A 20,074-nucleotide genomic window follows, 5' to 3' on the forward strand; every position below is an offset into this window, starting at 1 on the left:
GACCCGACGACCATGACGTCTTCGAAGCCTTCGAAGCGAGACCGCGCCGAGGCCCTGCCCGAGGAGATGCGGGAAGCGCTGCGCCGCCGGCTGGCCGGACGGAACCGGAAAGCCGCCCCGGACACCGGGCAGGGCATCGCGCGCGCCGGCCGCGACCGTCCGCTGCCGCTGTCCTTCGCCCAGCAGCGCCTGTGGTTCCTGGACCGGCTGCGGCCCGGCGACGCCCGCTACAACAGCGCGGTCGCCCTGCGGCTGGCCGGCCCCCTCGACCGGGACGCCCTCCAGCGGGCGCTGGCCGTCGTCGTGGAGCGCCACGAGGCGCTGCGCACCACTTTCGACGAGAGCGACGGCCTGCCGGCGCAGACCGTGCGCCCGGCCGGCCCGGTACCGCTGCCGCTGCGGGACACCGCCGACCTGGACGCGGACCTCCTGGCGGAGTACTCCCGCCCCTTCGACCTGCGCGAAGGCCCCCTGCTGCGCGCCCTGCTGCTGCGCGAGTCGGACAGCTCCCACGTGCTGCTGCTGACCGCCCATCACATCGTCACCGACGGCTGGTCGATGGGCGTGGTCCTGGACGAACTGTGCGCCGCCCTGGCCGCCCTGACCCAGGGCACCGGCATCGCCCTGCCGCCGGTGGCGGTCCAGTACCCCGACTTCGCGGTGTGGCAGCGCGACCAGCTCTCCGGCGCCCGCCTGGAACGCCACCTCGCCCACTGGCGGGAGCACCTGACCGGCGCGGTCGCCCCGGAACTCCCCCTGGACCGGCCGCGGCGCGGCGAGGAGGCGGGCGCGGGCGCCGTGCACACCTTCACCGTCCCGGCGCCGCTCACCGCCCGGCTGCGCGACCTCGCCCGCGAGCGGCACACCACCCTGCACACCGCCCTGGTCGCCGCCACCCAGGCCCTGCTGGCCCGCTGGTCGGGCCGGGACGACATCACCGTCGGCTCGCTCACCCCCGGCCGCACCCGCACCGACCTGGAACGCGCCGTCGGCTTCTACGTCAACACGGTCGTCCTGCGCACCCCGGTCGAGGCCGCCGCGTCCTTCCGCGACCTGCTGACGAGCACCGCCGACACGGTCAACAGCGCCTTCGCGCACGGCGACACACCCTTCGAACGGATCGTCGAGGCGGTGGGCGCCACCCGCGAGGCCGGCCGCAACCCGCTGTTCGACGTGATGGTGCTGCTGCACCCCGACCCGCCCGCCGCCACCGCCCCGCACGGCCTGGCGGCCACCCCGGTCGCCGTGCCCCGGCAGGCGGCCACCTTCGACCTCAGCGTCGAGTTCGTGCCCGACGGCGACGCGCTGACCGGCCTGCTGGAGTACCGCACCGACCTGTTCGACGCGTCCACCGCGCGGCGCATGGCCGGACAGCTGCTGCGCCTGATCGAGGGCGCCGCCGCCGCACCCGACCGCCCCCTGGGCGCGCTGCCGCTGCTGTCCGGGCAGGAGGCGCGGCAGGCGATCGCCACCGGCGTCACCGCCGCCACCCCCGCCGAGGACGTCACCTACCCCGACCTGTTCGCCCGGCAGGCGGCCCGCACCCCCGACGCCCTCGCCCTCGTCGCCGGCGGCGAACGCCTCGACTACGCCGCTCTCGACGCTCGCGCCAACCGCCTCGCCCACCACCTGATCGCGCTCGGCGCGGGCCCCGAACGGCTGGTCGCGCTCAGCCTGCCGCGCACCGCCGACATGATCACCGCGATCCTCGCCGTCTGGAAGGCCGGCGCCGGTTATCTGCCCCTGGACCCCGCGCTGCCCGCGGAACGCGTCGCCCACCTCCTCGACGACGCCCGGCCCGCGCTGGTCCTGGACGAGGCCGCGCTGCGGGCCGTACCGGACACCGCGCCCGCCACCGAACCCGCCCGGGACGGCCTGCACCCGGACCACACCGCTTACGTCATCTACACCTCCGGCTCCACCGGCCGGCCCAAGGGCGTCGCCGTCCCGCACCGCTCGGCGACGCGCCTGCTCGCCGCCCACCGCGCCGGTTTCGTCGCCGACGCAGGCGGCGGTCCGCTGCGGGTCGCGCTGACCGCGTCGTTCTCCTTCGACACCTCCCTCGAAGGCATCCTGCTGATGGCGGACGGCCACCCCCTGCACCTGGTGGACGAGGAGACCCGCAGGGACCCGGCCGCCCTGGTGGAGTACGTGGTCGAACACCGCGTCGACTTCCTCGACGTCACCCCGTCCTACCTGCGGCAACTGCTGCCCGCCGGACTCCTCACCGACCCCCGGCACCACCCGCGCGTGCTGATGCTCGGCGGCGAGGCCGTCGGCCCCGCCCTGTGGCGCGAGCTGGCCGCGCTGCCGGACGTGGCCGCCTACAACTTCTACGGCCCCACCGAGTGCACGGTCGACGCGCTGGCCTGCCGTATCGAGGCCGCCGACCGGCCGCTGGTGGGCCGCCCGCTGCCGGGCGTACGGGCGTACGTCCTGGACGACCGGCTCCGCCCGGTGCCGCCCGGTGTCGGCGGCGAGCTGTACCTCGCCGGGGAGCAACTGGCCCGTGGCTACACCGGCCGCCCGGGGCTGACCGCCGCCCGCTTCACCGCCGACCCGTACGGCCCGCCCGGCACCCGCATGTACCGCACCGGCGATCTGGCCCGCTGGATGGCCGACGGCCGCCTCGACTACCTCGGCCGCGCCGACGACCAGGTCAAGGTGCGCGGCCACCGCATCGAGCCCGGGGAGGTCGAGGCGGCCCTGCTGGACCTGGCCGAGGTCGGCGCGGCGGCGGTCGTCGGCCTGGCCGACCCGCACGGCCACACCCGGCTCGCCGCCTACGTCGTCCCCGCGCCCGGCCGCCCCGCGCCCGCGGCCGCCGACCTCCGCGCGGCCCTGCGCCGGGTCCTGCCCGACCACATGGTGCCGTCCTCCTTCACCGCGCTGCCCGCCCTGCCCCTGACCACCAGCGGCAAGCTGGACCGCCGCGCCCTGCCCGCCCCGGACGCGGGCGACGCCGAGCGGCGGCAGGAGTACGCCGCCCCGCGCACCCCCGCCGAGGAGACCCTGGCCGGCATCTGGGCCGAGGTGCTCGGGGTGAGCCGGGTCGGCGTCACGGACAACTTCTTCGAGCTGGGCGGCGACTCCATCCTGAGCATCCAGGCCGTCTCGCGCGCCCGCGCGGCTGGCCTGCGGATCGGCTCGCAGGACGTCTTCCGCCACCAGACGGTCGCCGACCTGGCCGCCGCCGCGTCCGGACGGACCGCCGAGGTGCCCGCGCCCCGGCGCCCGCAGGACGACGACACCCCCGCCCCGCTCACCCCGGTCCAGGAGTGGTTCCTCACCACCCACGGCCCGCGCCGCCGCCTCAGCATGTCGATGCTGCTCGACCTGCCCGCCGACCTCGACGAACAGGCACTGGAACGCGCGCTGGAAGCCGTCGTCACCCGGCACCCCGCGCTGCGCGCCCGGTTCACCCGCACCGAGGACGGCCGGCGCCAGCAGCCCGGCACGGGCCCGGCCACCGGTCTGCTGACCCGCGGCCCCGCCCTGACCGCCGACGACACGCAGGCGGCAGCCGAGGCCGCCGACGCCGCCCGCGCCGGGCTCGACCCGGCCACCGGAGCGCTGCTCCGGGCCGTCCTCCTGCCGGGCCGCGACCATCCGCGTCTGTTCCTGACGGCCCATCACCTGGCGGTCGACAGCGTCTCCTGGCGGGTCCTGCTCACCGACCTGGAACAGGCCTACCGGCAGGCCGCCGCGGGGGAGCAGCCCACCCCCGAGCCGGAGCTGACCACCTTCGCCGACTGGGCGCGGCACCTGGCCGAGCAGGTGCGGGCCGGCGCCCTGGACGACGATCTGCCGTACTGGACGGCCCAGGTCGCCCCCGCCCCCGCCCCGCTCCCCGCCGACCTGCCCGGCACCCCGCTCACCGGCTCTGTGCGCACGGTGCGCACCCGGGTGGACCGCGCCACCACCGACGCGCTGCTGCGGCAGGCACCGGCCGCGTACCGCACCCAGGTCAACGACGTACTGCTGAGCGCGCTGGGCCGGGTCCTGGCCGACTGGGCGGGCACCGAGCGGATCACCGTCGCCTTGGAGGGCCACGGCCGCGAGGAGGACCTGGTCGAGGGCGCCGACCTGTCGCGTACCGTCGGCTGGTTCACCACCCAGTACCCGGTCACCCTGACCCCCGGGCCCCGGGGCGACTGGGGGGCCACGCTCAAGGCCGTCAAGGAAAAGCTGCGGGCCGTGCCCCGCCGCGGCCTGGGCTACCAGGCACTCGCCCACCTCGGCTCGCCGCACCCCGAGGCCCGCGCCCTGCGCGAGGTGCCGCTGCCCCAGGTCTGCTTCACCTATCACGGCCAGTGGGAGACGTCCGCCGGCGGCGCCTTCGCGCCCGCCGGTGAGGCGCCCGGCCGGGAGACGGACCCGGACACGCCGCTGGACCACCTGCTGGACGTCTCGGCCCTGGTGGCCGACGGCGAACTGGAGATCACCTGGCACTACAGCGACCAGGTGCACCGCGCGGAGACCGTCGAGGACCTGGCCGAGGGCATGGTCCGCGCGCTCGGCGCCGTCGCCGGGCACTGCACCGGGCCCGACGCGGGCGGCCGCACCCCCTCCGACTTCCCGCTGGCCCGCCTCGACCAGGCCGGCGTGGACCGCCTGGCCGGCGACGGCCGCCGGGTGGAGGACCTGCTGCCGCTCACCCCGCTCCAGGAAGGCATGCTCTTCCACCGCCTGGTCGGCGGCCCCGACGACATCTACGTCGACCAGGCCGCGCTGCTCCTGGACGGCGTGGGCGACCCGGACGCGCTGGCCGCCGCCTGGCAGCGGGTGACCGACCGCACCCCCGCGCTGCGCACCTCGGTGGTGTGGGAGGACGTCCCCGTGCCGCTCCAGGTCGTGCACCGCGACGTCACCGTGCCGCTCACCGTCCTCGACTGGCGCGATCTCGGCCCGGACGAGCGCGCCGCCCGCCTGGACCGGCTGCGCGAGGACGATCTCGCCCGGGGGCTCGACCTGGCCGCCGCGCCCCTGATGCGGCTCACCCTGGTCCGCCTCCCGGACTCCCGGCTGCACCTGCTGTGGACCTCCCACCACCTGATCCTGGACGGCTGGAGCCTGGCGCAGGTCCTCACCGAGGTCTTCGAGGAGTACGCCTCGCTCACCACCGGCGCCGGGACCCCGCCGCCGGTGCGCCGGCCCTTCGGCGACTACGTGCGCTGGCTGGCCGGCCAGGACGCCGGCGCCGCCCGCGCCTACTGGAGCGGCGTCCTCGGCGGGTTCGCCGCGCCCACCCCGCTGCCCGCCGACCGCGCCCCGCGCCCCGGGCACGAGACCCGCTCGGCGGCCGTGCACACGGGCGGCCTGTCCGAGGAGACCTCCGCCCGCCTCGCCCGCACCGCCCGCACCGCGGGCCTCACCCTCGGCACCGTGGTCCAGGGCGCCTGGGCGCTGCTGCTCTCCCGCTACAGCGCCGAGCCGGAGGTGCTGTTCGGCACCACCGTCTCCGGCCGCCCCGACGACCTGCCCGGGGTGGAGTCGATGGTCGGCATGTTCATCAACACCCTGCCGACCCGGGTGCGCGTGGACGGCGCCCGCACCGCCACCGCCTGGCTGCGGGACCTCCAGGAGGCCCAGGCCGAGGCCCGCAGGCACGCCGGTGTCTCCCTGGCAGAACTGACCGGCCTGAGCGACGTGCCGTCCGGCAGCCCCCTGTTCCACAGCATGGTCGCCTTCGAGAACTACCCCTTCGACCAGGCCCGTTCGGCGGCCTCCGGGATCCGCCTGGCGGAGGTCTCCGGCCGCGACGCCACCAACTACCCGCTGCTGCTGCGGGCCCACCAGGGCGAACGGTTCGGCTTCGACCTCGCCTACGACCCCGCCCTGTTCGACGCGGCGACCGTCCGGTCCCTCGCCGACCGGCTGTGCCTGCTGCTCACCCAGCTGGCCGACGACCCGGACCGCCCCCTGCGCGCCCTCGCCCGCACCGCCGCCGAGGAGCACCGGCCGGCGCCGGAGGAGACGTACGCCACGGACCGGCCCACCCGGACCCTGGTGGACCTCTTCGAGGCGCAGGCCGCCCGCACCCCGGCCGCCGAGGCCGTCACCTGCGGCGACGAACGCCTCGACTACGCCACCCTGGACGCCCGGGCCGGCCGGCTCGCCCACCGGCTCGCCGAACTCGGCGCCGGACCCGAACGCCACGTCGCCCTCGCCCTGCCCCGCAGCGCCGAGCTGGTCGTCGCGGTCCTCGCCGTCCTCAAGACCGGCGCCGCCTACCTGCCCGTCGACCCCAGGCTCCCCGCCGAACGCGTCACCCACCTCCTCACCGACGCCGCCCCGGCGGCCCTGGTGACCACCACCGGGACCACCGTGGACACCACCGTCCCCGTCCTGGCCCTCGACGACCCGGACGTACGCGCCGACCTGGCCCGCCGCCCCGCCGGCGGCCCCGCGGACCCGGCCCGCCGCCCGCTGCCGGAGAGCCCCGCCTACGCCATCTACACCTCCGGCTCCACCGGCCTGCCCAAGGGCGTCGTCATCCCGCACGCCAACGTGGTCCGGCTGTTCACCCGCACCCGGCAGTGGTTCGGCTTCGGACCCGACGACGTGTGGACGCTGTTCCACTCCTACGCCTTCGACTTCTCCGTGTGGGAGCTGTGGGGCCCGCTGCTGCACGGCGGCCGGCTCGTCGTCGTCCCCGACGACACCGCCCGCTCCCCGGAGGACTTCCTGCGGCTGCTCGCCGACGAACAGGTCACCGTCCTCAACCAGACACCCTCCGCGTTCTACCCGCTGATCCGCGCCGACGCCGAGGACCCCGCCACCGGCTCCCGCCTCGCCCTGCGCACGGTGATCTTCGGCGGTGAGGCGCTGGACGTGACCCGCCTCACCGACTGGTACACCCGCCACCCCGACACCGCGCCGCGCCTGGTCAACATGTACGGCATCACCGAGACCACCGTGCACGTCACCTACGTGCCGCTGGATCGCGCCACCTCCGGCGCCGGAGCGGGCAGCCCGATCGGCACCCCCATACCCGACCTGCGCGTCCACGTTCTGGACGACGCCCTGCACCCCGTCCCGCCGGGCGCCGTGGGCGAGATGTACGTCGCCGGGCAGGGCCTGGCCCGCGGCTACCTCGGCCGGCCCGGCCTGACCGCCACGCGCTTCCTCGCGGACCCCTTCGGCCGGCCCGGCACCCGCATGTACCGCACCGGCGACCGGGCCCGCCTGCGCCCCGACGGCACCCTGGAGTACCTGGGCCGCGCCGACCAGCAGGTCAAGATCCGCGGCTACCGCATCGAACCCGGCGAGATCGAGGCCGCCCTGCACACCCACCCGGGCGTGGGCGCGGCCGCCGTGGGCGTGTACGAGGACGCCGCCGGCACCCGCCGCCTGGTCGCCCACGTCGTCGGCACCGGCGGCGGCGACCGCCCCGTACCGCCGCCGCCCGCCGCGCTCCGCGCCCACCTGGAACGCTCGCTGCCCGCGCACATGGTGCCGGCCGCCTACGTACCGCTGGCCGCCCTGCCGCTCACCGTCAACGGCAAGCTCGACCGGCGCGCCCTGCCCGCGCCAGGACCGGACGGCTTCGCCGCCGCGGACGGCGAGCGCGTCGCCCCGCGCACCCCCGCCGAACAGCGCGTCGCCGCCGCCTGGACCGACGTCCTGGACACCGACGCGGTCGGCGCGCACGACAACTTCTTCGCCCTGGGCGGCGACTCCCTGCTCGCCGTCCGGGTCACCTCCCGGCTGCGCACCGCCTTCGGCGCCGACGTCTCGCCCCGGCTGCTGTTCACCCACCCCGTCCTCGCGGACCTCGCCGCCGCCCTCACCGACCGGGCCGCCCCGGCCGCCGACGACACCATCCCGGCCACCGACCCTCACCTCCCGGCACCCCTGTCGTACGCCCAGCAACGCCTGTGGTTCCTCGACCGGTTCGAACCGGGCGGCACCGAGTACACCACCCTGTCCGTGCTGCGGCTGCGCGGCCCGCTCGACACCGGCGCGCTGCACACCGCCCTGGACGGCCTGGTGGCCCGGCACGAGGCGCTGCGCACCACCTTCGCCGAACAGGACGGCGAGGCCCGGCAGCTCGTCGGCCCGCCCCGACCCGTGGACCTGCCGCTGGAGGACTGCCCGGACGCCGCCGCCCTGGACGCCCTGCTGCACCGCGAGGCGAGCACCCCGTTCGACCTGGCCGCCGGACCGCTGCTGCGGGCCCGCCTCGCCCGCGTCACCGCGGACGAACACGTGCTCGTCCTGGCCGTGCACCACATCGTCACCGACGGCTGGTCCCTCGGCGTGCTCGGCCGCGACCTGGGCGAGCTGTACGCCGCCGCCCTGGCGGACCGCCCGGCCGACCTGCCCGCCCTGCCCGTGCGCTACGCCGACCACGCCGCCTGGCAGCGCGCCCGCGCCGACCGCGTCGAGGCCCACCTCGACCACTGGCGCCGCGTCCTGGACGGCGTCACCCCGCTGGAGCTGCCCACCGACCGGCCGCGCCCGGCCGTGCGCGGCCGCGCGGGCGCCCTGACGACCTTCACCCTGCCCGCCGGCCTGACCGAGCGGCTGCGGGAACGCGGCCGGGCCGCCGACGCCACCCTCTACATGACCCTGGTGGCCGCCTGCCAGGTGCTGCTGGCCCGCTGGTCCGGGCAGCAGGACATCACCGTCGGCACCGTCACCGCCGGCCGGGACCGGCCCGAACTGCACGACGTGGCCGGCATGTTCGTCAACACCCTGGTGCTGCGCTCCCGGGTGCGCGAGGAGCAGCCGTTCCGCGAGCTGCTGACGGAGGTGCGCGGCACCGTCCTGGACGCGTTCGCCCACCAGGAGGCGCCCTTCGAACGGGTCGTGGACGCCGTGCGGCCCGCCCGGGACACCAGCCGCACCCCGCTGTTCCAGGTCATGGTCGCCCTGCACAACCTGGGCGCCGAGACCCCCCGGCTGCCCGGCCTGGAGGCGACGCCGGTGACCCCGCCGGTGCGCACCGCCACCTTCGACCTGGCCTTCGACTTCGTGGAGCGCGACGGCGGCCTCACCGGCTACCTGGAGTACGACACCGGCCTGTTCGACGCCGGGACCGCCGACCTCCTCGCCGCCCGCCTGCGCACCCTGCTGGAGGCCGCCGCCGAGGACCCCGGCCTGGCCGTGGGCGCGCTGCCCCTGATGAGCGACGACGAACGACAGCAGGTCCTGCGGTGGGGCCACGGCGCCCGCCTGCCCGAACCCGCCACCGACTTCCCCGCCCTGTTCGAGGCACAGGCCGCCCGCACCCCGCACCTCACCGCCCTGGCCGCCCCCGACACCACGTACGACTTCGCCGCGCTGAACGAGCGCGCCAACCGCCTCGCCCACCACCTCGCCGCCCTCGGCGCGGGACCCGAGCAGGTCGTCGCCGTACAACTGCCGCGCACCTCGCACCTGGTGGTCGCCGTGCTCGCGGTCCTCAAGGCGGGCGCCACCCTGCTCTGCCTGGACCCCGCGCTGCCCGACGCACGCCGGCGCCTGCTGCTCGACGACGCCCGCCCGCACACCTTGCTGACCTCCCTGGACGACGTGCCCTGGGACCGGCTGCCCGCCCACGACCCCACCGACGCCGACCGCACCCGGCCGCTGCGGCCGCAGAACGCCGCCTACATCGTCTACACCTCCGGCTCCACCGGCCGCCCCAAGGGCGTCCTGGTCGAACACCGCCAGCTGGCCAACCTCTGCCACGACCACCGCGCCGGACTGCTCGCCGCGCACACCGCCGGCGGACGGCGGCTGCGGGCCGCGCTCAGCGCCTCCTTCGCCTTCGACACCTCCTGGGAGGGGGCGGTGCTGCTCGCCCTCGGCCACGAGGTGCACCTCGTCGACGAGGACGTACGCCTGGACCCGGAGGCGTTCTGCGCCCAGGTCGCCCGCGACCGCCTCGACTGGGTGAACGTCACCCCGTCCTTCCTGCGCGAACTGCTCTCCGCCGGACTGCTCGCGCCCGGCCGCCACCACCCGCGCCTGCTCCTCGTCGGCGGCGAGGCCGTCCCCGCCGCCATGTGGCGCGAACTCGCCGCCGCCGAACGCGACCACGGCGTGGCCGTCCACAACATGTACGGCCCCACCGAGTGCACGGTCGACGCCGTCCACGGCCGCGTCGGCGACCGCCCCGACCGGCCGGTCATCGGCCGACCCGGCGGCAACCTGCGCGCCTACGTCCTGGACGCCGGGCTGCGCCCGGTGCCGCCCGGCGTGCCCGGCGAGCTGTACCTGGCCGGGGCGCAGGTGGCCCGCGGCTACCTGGACCGGCCCGGCCTGACCGCGGCCCGCTTCCCGGCCGACCCGTTCGGCGCGCCGGGGGAGCGGATGTACCGCACCGGCGACCGGGCCCGCTGGGACCGGCAGGGGCTGCTGGAGTTCCTGGGCCGCGTGGACGAACAGGTCAAGATCCGCGGCTTCCGCATCGAGCCCGGCGAGGTGGAGGCGGCCCTGCGCGCCCACCCGGACGTCCTGGACGCCGCGGTCACCGCCCGCGAACACGCCGGCCGTCTCATGCTGGTCGGCTACGTCGTGGCCGCCGGCGCGCGCACCCCCTCGGGCGACGCGCTGCGGCTGGAACTGCGGCGCACCCTGCCCGACCACATGGTGCCCGCCGTGTTCGTGCCGCTGGCCCGCATCCCGCGCACCACCGGCGGCAAGACCGACCGGCGGGCGCTGCCCGCACCGCCCGACCGGCCCGACACCGCCATCGCCTACGTCGCCCCGCGGCCCGGCGCCGAGGAGCGGCTGGCCGCCATCTGGGCCGAGGTGCTCGGCGTGGACCGGGTCGGCGCCCGCGACAACTTCTTCGCGCTCGGCGGCGACTCCATCCTCAGCATCCAGATCGTCTCCCGCGCCCGCCAGGCCGGGCTCGCCCTCACCACCAAGGACGTCTTCCGCCACCAGACGGTCGCCGAACTCGCCCTGCGCACCGCCGAGTCCGCCCCGCCCACGGCGAGCGCGGCACCGGAGACCGGCGAGGCACCGCTCACCCCGATCCAGCACTGGTACCTCGACGGCCGCGACCCGCACGACCGGCTCCGCTTCACCATGACGCAGCGCCTGGAGCTGGCCCCGGGCACCGGCCCGGACGCCCTGCGCCAGGCCGTGGACGCCGTCGTACGCCATCACGCGGCCCTGCGCACCCGCTTCCACCGCACCCCCGACGGCTGGCGCCAGGAACCCCTGCCCGAGGCGCCGCACCCCGTCCTCACCCGGCACGACACGAGCGCCCTGGACGCCACCGCGCTGGAGGCGCAGGCCCAGCGGCTCACCGACGAGGCACAGCGCGCCCTCGACCCCACCGAAGGCCGGGTCGTCCGCGTCCTCCACCTCGACCACGGACCCGAACAGCCGGGACAACTCGTCGTCACCGCACACCACTTGGTCATCGACGGCGTCTCCTGGCGCATCCTGCTCGCCGACCTGGAGACCGCCCACCGCGCCGCCGCGGCCGGCCGCCCCGTCGAACTGCCGCCCACCGGCACCCCGTACGGCCACTGGGCCGCCCGCCTCGACCGGCACACCCGCTCCGGCGCCCTCGACACCGACCTGCCGTACTGGACCCGCACCGCCGGCACACCCGCCGCCCTGCCCGCCGGACGCCCCGGCCCCAACACCCACGGCACCGCCGCCACCCTCACCGTCACCCTGGACGAGGCGGCCACCGACGCCCTGCTGCGCCAGGTCCCCGAGGTCTACCGCACCCAGGTCAACGACGTCCTGCTCAGCGCCCTGGGCCGCACCCTCGCCCGCTGGTGCGGACGCGACAGCGTCCTGCTCGGCGTGGAGGGACACGGACGCGAGGACCTCTTCGACGACGTCGACCTGTCGCGGACGGTGGGCTGGTTCACCGCCGAGTTCCCGCTCGCGCTGCGCGTCGACCCCGACGCCGGCTGGCACGACACCCTCCGCTCGGTCAAGGAACAGCTGCGCGAGGTGCCGCTGCACGGCCTCAGCCACGGCGCCCTGCGCCACCTCTCGCCCGCCGGCCCGCTCACCGGCGCCCCCGCCCCCCTGATCGGCTTCAACTACCACGGGCGGTGGGACACCGGCGGCGCCACCGCCGACGGCCTGTTCCGCGGCTCCCTGCCCCCGGCCGGCCGCGACACCGACCCCGACGAGGACCGCCCCTACCTGCTGGACATCACCGGCGTCGTCCAGCAGGGCCGCCTGGAACTCGGCTGGACCTACCCGCGGGCCGTCTACGACGAGGCCACCGTGCGAGCCCTGGCCGAGGAGACGGCGGCCGCCCTGCGCGACATCGCCGCGCACTGCGCCCGCCCCGGCACCGGCGGCCGCACCCCCTCCGACCACCCCCTGGCCCGCCTCACCCAGGACCAGCTGGACCGGCTCGTCGGCGACGGCCGCGACACCGAGGACGTCCTGCCGCTCACCCCGCTCCAGTCCGGCATGCTCTTCCACGGCCTGGTCGACACCGTCAGCGCCTACGCCGACCGCATAGCCGTACGCCTGTCCGGAATCGCGGACCCGCAGGCGTTCGCCGCGGCGTGGCAGCAGGTCGCGGACCGCACCCCGGCCCTGCGCACCAGCGTCCACTGGAAGGCGCTGCCCCACCCCGTGCAGATCGTCCACCGCCGCGCCGGACTGCCCGTCACCCACCTCGACTGGCGCGACCTGACCGCGCCGCAGCGGGCCGAGCACACCGAGCGCCTGCTCGCCGAGGACCGCGCGGCGGGCATGGACCTCACCACCGTACCGCTCACCCGCCTCACCCTGGCCGCCCTGCCCGGCGACGAAGTGCTGCTGGTGTGGTCCACCCACCACATCGCCCTCGACGGCTGGAGCACCGGGCAATTGCTCACCGAGGTCTGCGAACGCTACGCCGCGCTCACCGGCGGCCCCGACACCCCGCCGCCGCTGCGCCGGCCGTTCGCGGACTACCTGCACTGGACGGCCGCCCAGGACCCGGCCGCCGCCGAGGCGCACTGGTCCGGCGCCCTCGCCGGCTTCACCGCCCGCACCCCGCTGCCCTACGACCGCACCCCCGCCGAGGCACACCGCGCCCGCTCCTCCGCCGCCGTCCACCACGAGCTGGACGAGGACGTGTCCCGGCGGCTGCGGGAGGGCGCCGCCCGCGCCGGACTCACCGTGAACACCGTGGTGGCGGGCGCCTGGGCGCTGCTCCTGGCCCGGCACGCCGGCCGGGACGACGTCGTCTTCGGCACCACCGTCTCCGGCCGCCCGGCCGAACTGCCCGGCGTCGAGACCATGATCGGCATGTTCATCAACACCGTGCCGGCCCGGGTCCGCGTCCCCCGGGGCGCGGTCCTGCCGTGGCTGCGCGGCCTCCAGGAGGACCAGAGCGAGGCCCGCCGCCACGACTTCCTCGCGCTCTCCCGCATCCAGGCCGTCAGCGAGATCCCGGCCGGTGAACCGCTGTTCGACAGCATGGTGGTGTTCGAGAACTACCCCGTGGACGAGTCCGCCACGGCCCGCACCGGCGTCGGCGTCGAGGAGGTGCGCGCCGACGACGCCACCACCTTCCCCTGGTGCCTGCGCGCCCATCTGGCCGAACGGCTCGGCTTCGACCTGGCCTACGACCCCGCCCTGTTCGACCACGGCACCGCCGAGCGCGCCGCCGGCCGGCTGGCCACCCTGCTCACCGCCCTCGCCGACGGCCTCGACGGCGACCTCGCCGGCCTGGACCTGCTCACCGGGGCCGACCGGGAACTGCTGACGGCCTGGAACACCCCGGCCCGCACGGCCGCCCCGGCCGGTCCGGTGGACGTGTTCGCCGCACAGGCCCGGCGCACCCCAGAGGCGATCGCGGTGTCCGACGGCGAGCGGGAGCTGACGTACGCCGCCCTCGCCGACTGGGCCGGCCGGCTCGCCGCCCGGCTGCTGGCCGACGGCCTGGCCCCCGAGGAACGCGTCGCGCTCGTCGTGGAACGCTCGGCCGAACTGGTCGTCGCCCAGCTCGCGGTCCTCCTCGCGGGCGGCGCCTACGTCCCCGTCGACACCCGCGCCCCCGAAGACCGCCGCCGCACCCTGCTCGACACGGCGGGCGCCGCCGTCCACCTGACCTCGGCCGACGTCACCGCCGCCCGCACCGCACCGCCCGGCGGAGCTTTCCCGGCCGCCGACCCCGACCGGCTCGCCTACGTCATGTTCACCTCCGGCTCCACCGGCCGCCCCAAGCCGGTGGCGGTACGGCACCGCGACATCACCGCGCTGGCCACCGACAGCCGCTTCACCGGCGGGGCCTGCGACCGCGTCCTGCTGCACTCGCCGGCCGCCTTCGACGCCGCCACCTTCGAGGTGTGGGCGCCGCTGCTCAACGGCGGCCGTGTCGTCGTCGCCCCCGGACACGACGTCGACGCCGCCCTGGTGCGGCGCCTGGCCGCCGGCGGCGAGGTGACGGCACTGTGGCTGACCGCCGGCCTGTTCCGGCTGCTCGCCCAGGACGCCCCGGACTGCTTCCGCGGCCTCACCCAGGTGTGGACCGGCGGCGACGTGGTGCCCGCCCAGGCCGTACGGGACGTGCTCACCGCCTGCCCCGGACTGACCGTGGTGGACGGCTACGGCCCCACCGAGACCACCACCTTCGCCACCTCCTTCGCCCTCACCGACCCGGCCGCGGTGCCCGCCACCGTGCCCGTCGGCCACCCGCTGGACGACATGCGCGTCCACGTCCTGGACGCCCGGCTGCGCCCGGTCCCGCCCGGCTGCGCGGGCGAGCTGTACCTCGCGGGCGAGGGCGTCGCCCGCGGCTACCTCGGCCGCCCCGGCGACACCGCCGCCCGCTTCCTCGCCGACCCGCTCGGCCCGCCCGGCGCCCGCATGTACCGCACCGGCGACCTGGCCCGGCGGCGGCCGGACGGCGCCGTGGAGTTCCTGGGCCGCGCCGACGACCAGGTGAAGATCCGCGGCTTCCGCGTCGAGCCCGGCGAGGTCGAGGCCGCGCTCGCCGCCCATCCGGGCGTCGCCGACGTCGCCGTGCTCGCCCGCGAGGACCGGCCCGGTGCCAAACGGCTCGTCGCCTACGTGGTCGGCGCGGCGGGCGACGGCGCGCCGGACCCGGACGCGCTGCGCGACTTCGCCGCCCGCACCCTGCCCGACTACCTCGTCCCCACCGCGTTCGTCCCGCTCGACGCCCTCCCGCTCAGCGGCAACGGCAAGGTCGACCGCGCGGCGCTCCCGGCCCCGGAACCCGCCTCGCGCCCGGAGCGCGTCGCGCCCCGCACCGACGCCGAACGCCGCACCGCCGGCGTCTTCGCCGAAGTCCTCGGCACCGAACCGCCCGGTGTCCGCGACGACTTCTTCCAGCTGGGCGGCGACTCGATCCTCAGCATCCGGCTCGCCGCCCGCCTCGCCGAGGCGTTCGGCGCCGACGTCACCCCCCGGACCGTCTTCACCCACCCCACCCCCGCCGCACTCGCCGAACTGCTCGGCGGACGGGAGAACGACGGACGGGAGAACAGCGGCCGGCCGGCCATCGTCCCGGTGCCCCGGGAAGCGGTGGCACCGATGTCGTACGCCCAGCAACGCCTGTGGTTCCTGGAGGAGTTCGCCCCCGGCGGCGCCGAGTACGTCACCGCGCTCGCGCTGCGGCTGCGCGGCACCCCGGACACCGGCGCCCTGTCCGCCGCGCTCGACGCGGTGGCCGCCCGGCACGAGTCGCTGCGCACCACCTTCGACAGCGTCGACGGCCACGGAGTGCAGATCGTCCACCCGCCGCGCGCGGTGCCCCTGCCGCAGCACGACCTGACACACCTGCCCGCCGCCGAACGCGAACCGGCGCTGCGCCGGGCCCTCGCCCAGGAACGCACCCGCCCCTTCGACCTGCGCCGGGGCCCGCTGCTGCGCACCGCCGTGTTCCGCACCGCCGAGGACGAGCACGTCCTCGCGCTCACCCTGCACCACATCGTCACCGACGGCTGGTCGACGTCCGTACTGCTCGGCGACCTCGCCCACCTCTACCGCGCCGAACTGGGCCAGGAGGAGAGTGAGCTGCCGCCGCTGCCGGTGCAGTACGCCGACTACGCGCACTGGCAGCGCACCACCGCCGGTGCCACCGGAACCGACGAACAGCTCGCCCACTGGAAGGAGCACCTGGCCGGCATCGAGCCGCTGGAGCTGCCCACCGACCGGCCCCGGCCCCCGGTGCGCACCGGTGCCGGCGCGACCACCCGCCTGATGGTGCCCGCCCGGACGGCCCGCGCACTGACCCGGATCGCCCGGGACCGGGGCACCACGCTGTTCACTACGCTCGTCGCCGCCGCGCAGGGCTACCTGGCCCGGCTCACCGGCGGCGAGGACATCGCCGTGGGCACCGTCACCTCCGGCCGCGACCGCGTCGAGACCCAGGGGCTCGTCGGGTTCTTCGTCAACACGCTGGTGCTGCGCTCCCGGGTCGACGCGGCCCAGCCGTTCACCGGGTTCCTCACCGGCGTACGGCAGACCGTGCGGGACGCGCTGGCCCACCAGGACGTGCCCTTCGAACGGGTGGTGGACGAGGTGCGGCCGGACCGCGACACCAGCCGCAGCCCGCTCTTCCAGGTCATGGTCGTCCTGCAGAACACCCCCGGCGCCGGACTCGACCTGCCCGGCCTCGACGTCACCGACGTCGAACCCGACTCCGAGCACGCGGCGTTCGACCTCACCCTGGAGTTCGCCGAGACCGCCTCCGGGGCCCTGGACGGCCTGATCACCTACAGCACCGACCTGTTCGACGCGGCCACCGCCGAACGCATGGCCGACCAGCTCGCGACCCTGCTGACCGCCGTCGCCGAGGACCCCGACCGCCCCCTGGGCACCCTCCCGCTGACCGGCCCGGACGAGGCCAAGGCCCTCCTCGAACAGGGGGTGGGCACCTTCCGCCCGGTTCCCGAGGCGACCCTCGCCGACCTGTTCCAGCGGCAGGCGGCCCGCACCCCCGACGCGGTGGCGCTGGCCGACGGCGAACGGGTACTGACCTACGCGGAACTGGACCGGGCCGCCAACCGGCTCGCCCACCGCCTGGTCCGCGACGGCGCCGGACCCGAACACGTGATCGCCCTCGCCCTGCCCCGCGCCGCGGAGACGGTGGTGGCGCAGCTCGCCGTCGCCAAGGCCGGCGCGGCCTTCCTGTCCGTCGACCCCGACTACCCCGCCCAGCGGCGGGAGTTCATGATCCGCGACGCGGGCGCCCACCTCGTCCTCGACGACCCCGCCGGGGTATGGACCGCCGAAGGACCCGACACCGCGCCCACCGACGCCGAGCGCACCACCGCACTCGGCTGCGACCACCCCGCCTACGTCATCTACACCTCCGGCTCGACCGGCACCCCCAAGGGCGTCGTCGTCACCCACCGCGGCCTGGCCTCCTTCGCCGCGGCCGCCGCCGAGCAGTACGCGGCCGGCCCCGGCGACCGGGTGCTCCAGTTCGCCTCGCCCAGCTTCGACGCCTCCGTCCTGGAACTGTGCGTGTCCCTGCTCAGCGGCGCCACCCTGGTCACCGGCGAGGAAGGGCCCCTGGTCGGGGAGCGGCTGGCCGAGGTGCTCGCCCAGCGGCGCATCAGCCACACCCTGATCCCGCCGGCCGCGCTGGCCACCGTCCCGCCCGGCACCGCCGAGACCCTGCCCGATCTGCGCACCCTGATCGTCGGCGCCGAGTCCTGCCCGGCCGACCTGGTCGAGACCTGGGCGCCCGGACGCCGGATGATCAACTCCTACGGGCCCACCGAGGCCACCGTCGTCGCCACCTGGACCGGCCCGCTCACCCCCGGTGCCGGCGCCCCGCCCATCGGCCGCCCCTCCGGCGCCACCCGCGTCCACGTCCTGGACGCGGCCCTGCGCCCCGTCCCGCCCGGCGTCACCGGGGACCTGTACGTCGCAGGCCCCGGCCTCGCCCGCGGCTATCTGCACCGCCCCGGCCTCACCGCCGGGCGCTTCGTCGCCGACCCGTTCGGCGGCCCGGGGGAGCGCATGTACCGCACCGGCGACCGGGTGCGCTGGAGCGCCGACGGAACGCTCGTGTTCGCCGGCCGCGCCGACGAGCAGGTCAAGCTGCGCGGCTTCCGCATCGAACCCGGCGAGATCGAGAGCGCCCTGCGCCGCAGCGCGCTGGTGCGCGACGCCGTCGTGGTCGTACGCACCGACCCGCCGCAGGACGGCGGCCCCGCGGGACCCGCCCGGCTCGTCGCCTACATCGTGCCCGCCGACCCGGAGACCGCCGCCGACCCGGAGGCCGCTGCCGCCGCCGACCCGGCGGCCGCCGCCGACCCGGCCGCCTCCGCCGTGCCGGTCACCGAACTGCGCCGGCACCTCGCCGAGCACCTGCCCCCGCACATGGTGCCCTCGCTGTTCGTCCCACTGCCGCGGCTGCCGCTCACCCCGAACGGCAAGACCGACCGCCGCGCCCTGCCCGCACCCGGGCCCGCGCGGACGGCCGGCGAGCCCGGCACCGCCCCGCGCACCCCCACCGAACAGCGCATCGCCCGGATCTGGTCCGACGTGCTCGGCGTCGAGGGCATCGGCGCCGACGACAACTTCTTCGCCCTCGGCGGCGACTCCATCCTCAGCATGCAGGTCGTCTCCCGGCTGCGCCGCGACGGCCTGCACCTGGCCACCCGGGACCTGTTCACCCACCAGACCGTGGCCGAACTCGCCACCGTCGTCCGCGACGCGCCCCGCCGCGCCGACACCGGCCCCGCCACCGGCGAGGTGCCGCTCACCCCGATCCAGGAGTGGTTCCTGACCAGCCCGCGCGCCGCCCACCACCACTTCAACCAGTCGGCCCTGCTCGAACTCGACGGCACCCCCGACCCCGAGGCACTGTGCCGCGCCCTCGACGCCCTGCTCGACCACCACGACGCCCTGCGGATGCGCTTCACCCGCGACACCGGAGCAGACAGCGGCTGGCACCAGTTCGACCCGCCGCCCGCCGGCGCCTACGACGTCCTCACCCGCCACGACCTGACCGGCCTGAGCGACCAGGACGCTGACGCCGCCATGGCCAAGGCCGCCGACGACCTGCACGCCGGATTCGACCTGGCCCACGGCCCGCACCTGCGGGCGGCCCTGTTCACCGGGGCCGCCGGCCGGCCGGCGTTCCTCCTCCTCATCGCCCACCATCTGGTCGTCGACGCCGTCTCCTGGCGCATCCTGCGCGACGACCTGGAGAACGCCTACCGCCAGGCCGCCCAGGGCGAGGACATCGACCTGGGGGAGCGCACCACCAGCTTCCGCGACTGGTCGCGCGGCCTCGCCGCCCACGTCGCCGAAGGCGGCCTCGACCACGAACTGCCCCACTGGGAAGAAGCGGTACGCGCCGAACCCGCCCCGGCCGACCCGCCCGCGGGAGCCGACGCCGCCACGAGTGCCGTGGTCGCCGTCGAACTCGACGAGGACGACACCACCGCCCTGCTCCGCCACGCCCCCACCGCCTACCGCACCCGCGTCAACGACGTCCTGCTCGCCGCCCTCGCCCTGGCCCTGGCCCGCTGGACCGGCCACGACCGGGTCCGCCTGGACCTCGAAGGCCACGGCCGCGAGGACCTGCTCGACGGCGTCGACCTCTCCCGCACCGTCGGCTGGTTCACCACCGTCCACCCCGTGGCCCTCCAGGTGACCGCCCCCGGCGACCTCGGACCGGACCGGGACTGGCGCCACCTCGTGAAGTCGGTGCGCCGCCAGCTGCGCGCCGTGCCCGGCAACGGACTCGGCTACGGCGCCCTGCGCACCTTCGGGCCGCCCGAGGTACGCGGGCGGCTCGGCGACGGCGCCCACAGCCAGGTGGTCTTCAACTACCTGGGCCAGTGGGACGCCCGCCCCGAGACGGCGACCGGTGGCCTGATCCGGACCGAGCACGGCTCCCTCGGCCAGGACCACGACCCCCGCGACCCCGGCTCGCACCTGGTGGAGGTGGTGGGCGCGGTCCAGGACGGCCGGCTCGCCTTCACCTGGCACCACCGGCCCGGCGTCCACGACACGCAGAGCGTGCGCCGCGCGGCCGAGGACTTCGCCGAGGCCCTGCGCCGCCTCGCCCGGCACGCCCGGGGAGGCCGGTGACACCCCACCACCCCGGGGCAGCCCCGCGCCCCCGCACCTTGCGCCCCCGGACCCCGCGCCACGGTCCGCGCGCACCGCCCGCCAC

Annotated in this window: 1 protein-coding gene; it reads left to right on the top strand. The window is 76.6% G+C overall.

Features of this window, described 5'->3' with window-relative positions; translation table 11 throughout:
- Positions 1-12 precede the first annotated feature (12 nt).
- Positions 13-19,989 (top strand): non-ribosomal peptide synthase/polyketide synthase, encoded by a 19,977-nt coding sequence (locus ABZ858_RS07330; RefSeq protein WP_361373626.1) that lies wholly within the window; start codon positions 13-15, stop codon positions 19,987-19,989.
- Positions 19,990-20,074: the final 85 nt, after the last annotated feature.

It is taken from the genome of Streptomyces sp. NPDC047017, assembly GCF_040644175.1.
Taxonomy (GTDB): Bacteria; Actinomycetota; Actinomycetes; order Streptomycetales; family Streptomycetaceae; genus Streptomyces.

Coding starts and splice junctions, on each gene's coding strand:
- ABZ858_RS07330 (WP_361373626.1), top strand. CDS start 13: ATGACGTCTTCGAAGCCTTCGAAGCGAGACCGCGCCGAGGCCCTGCCC.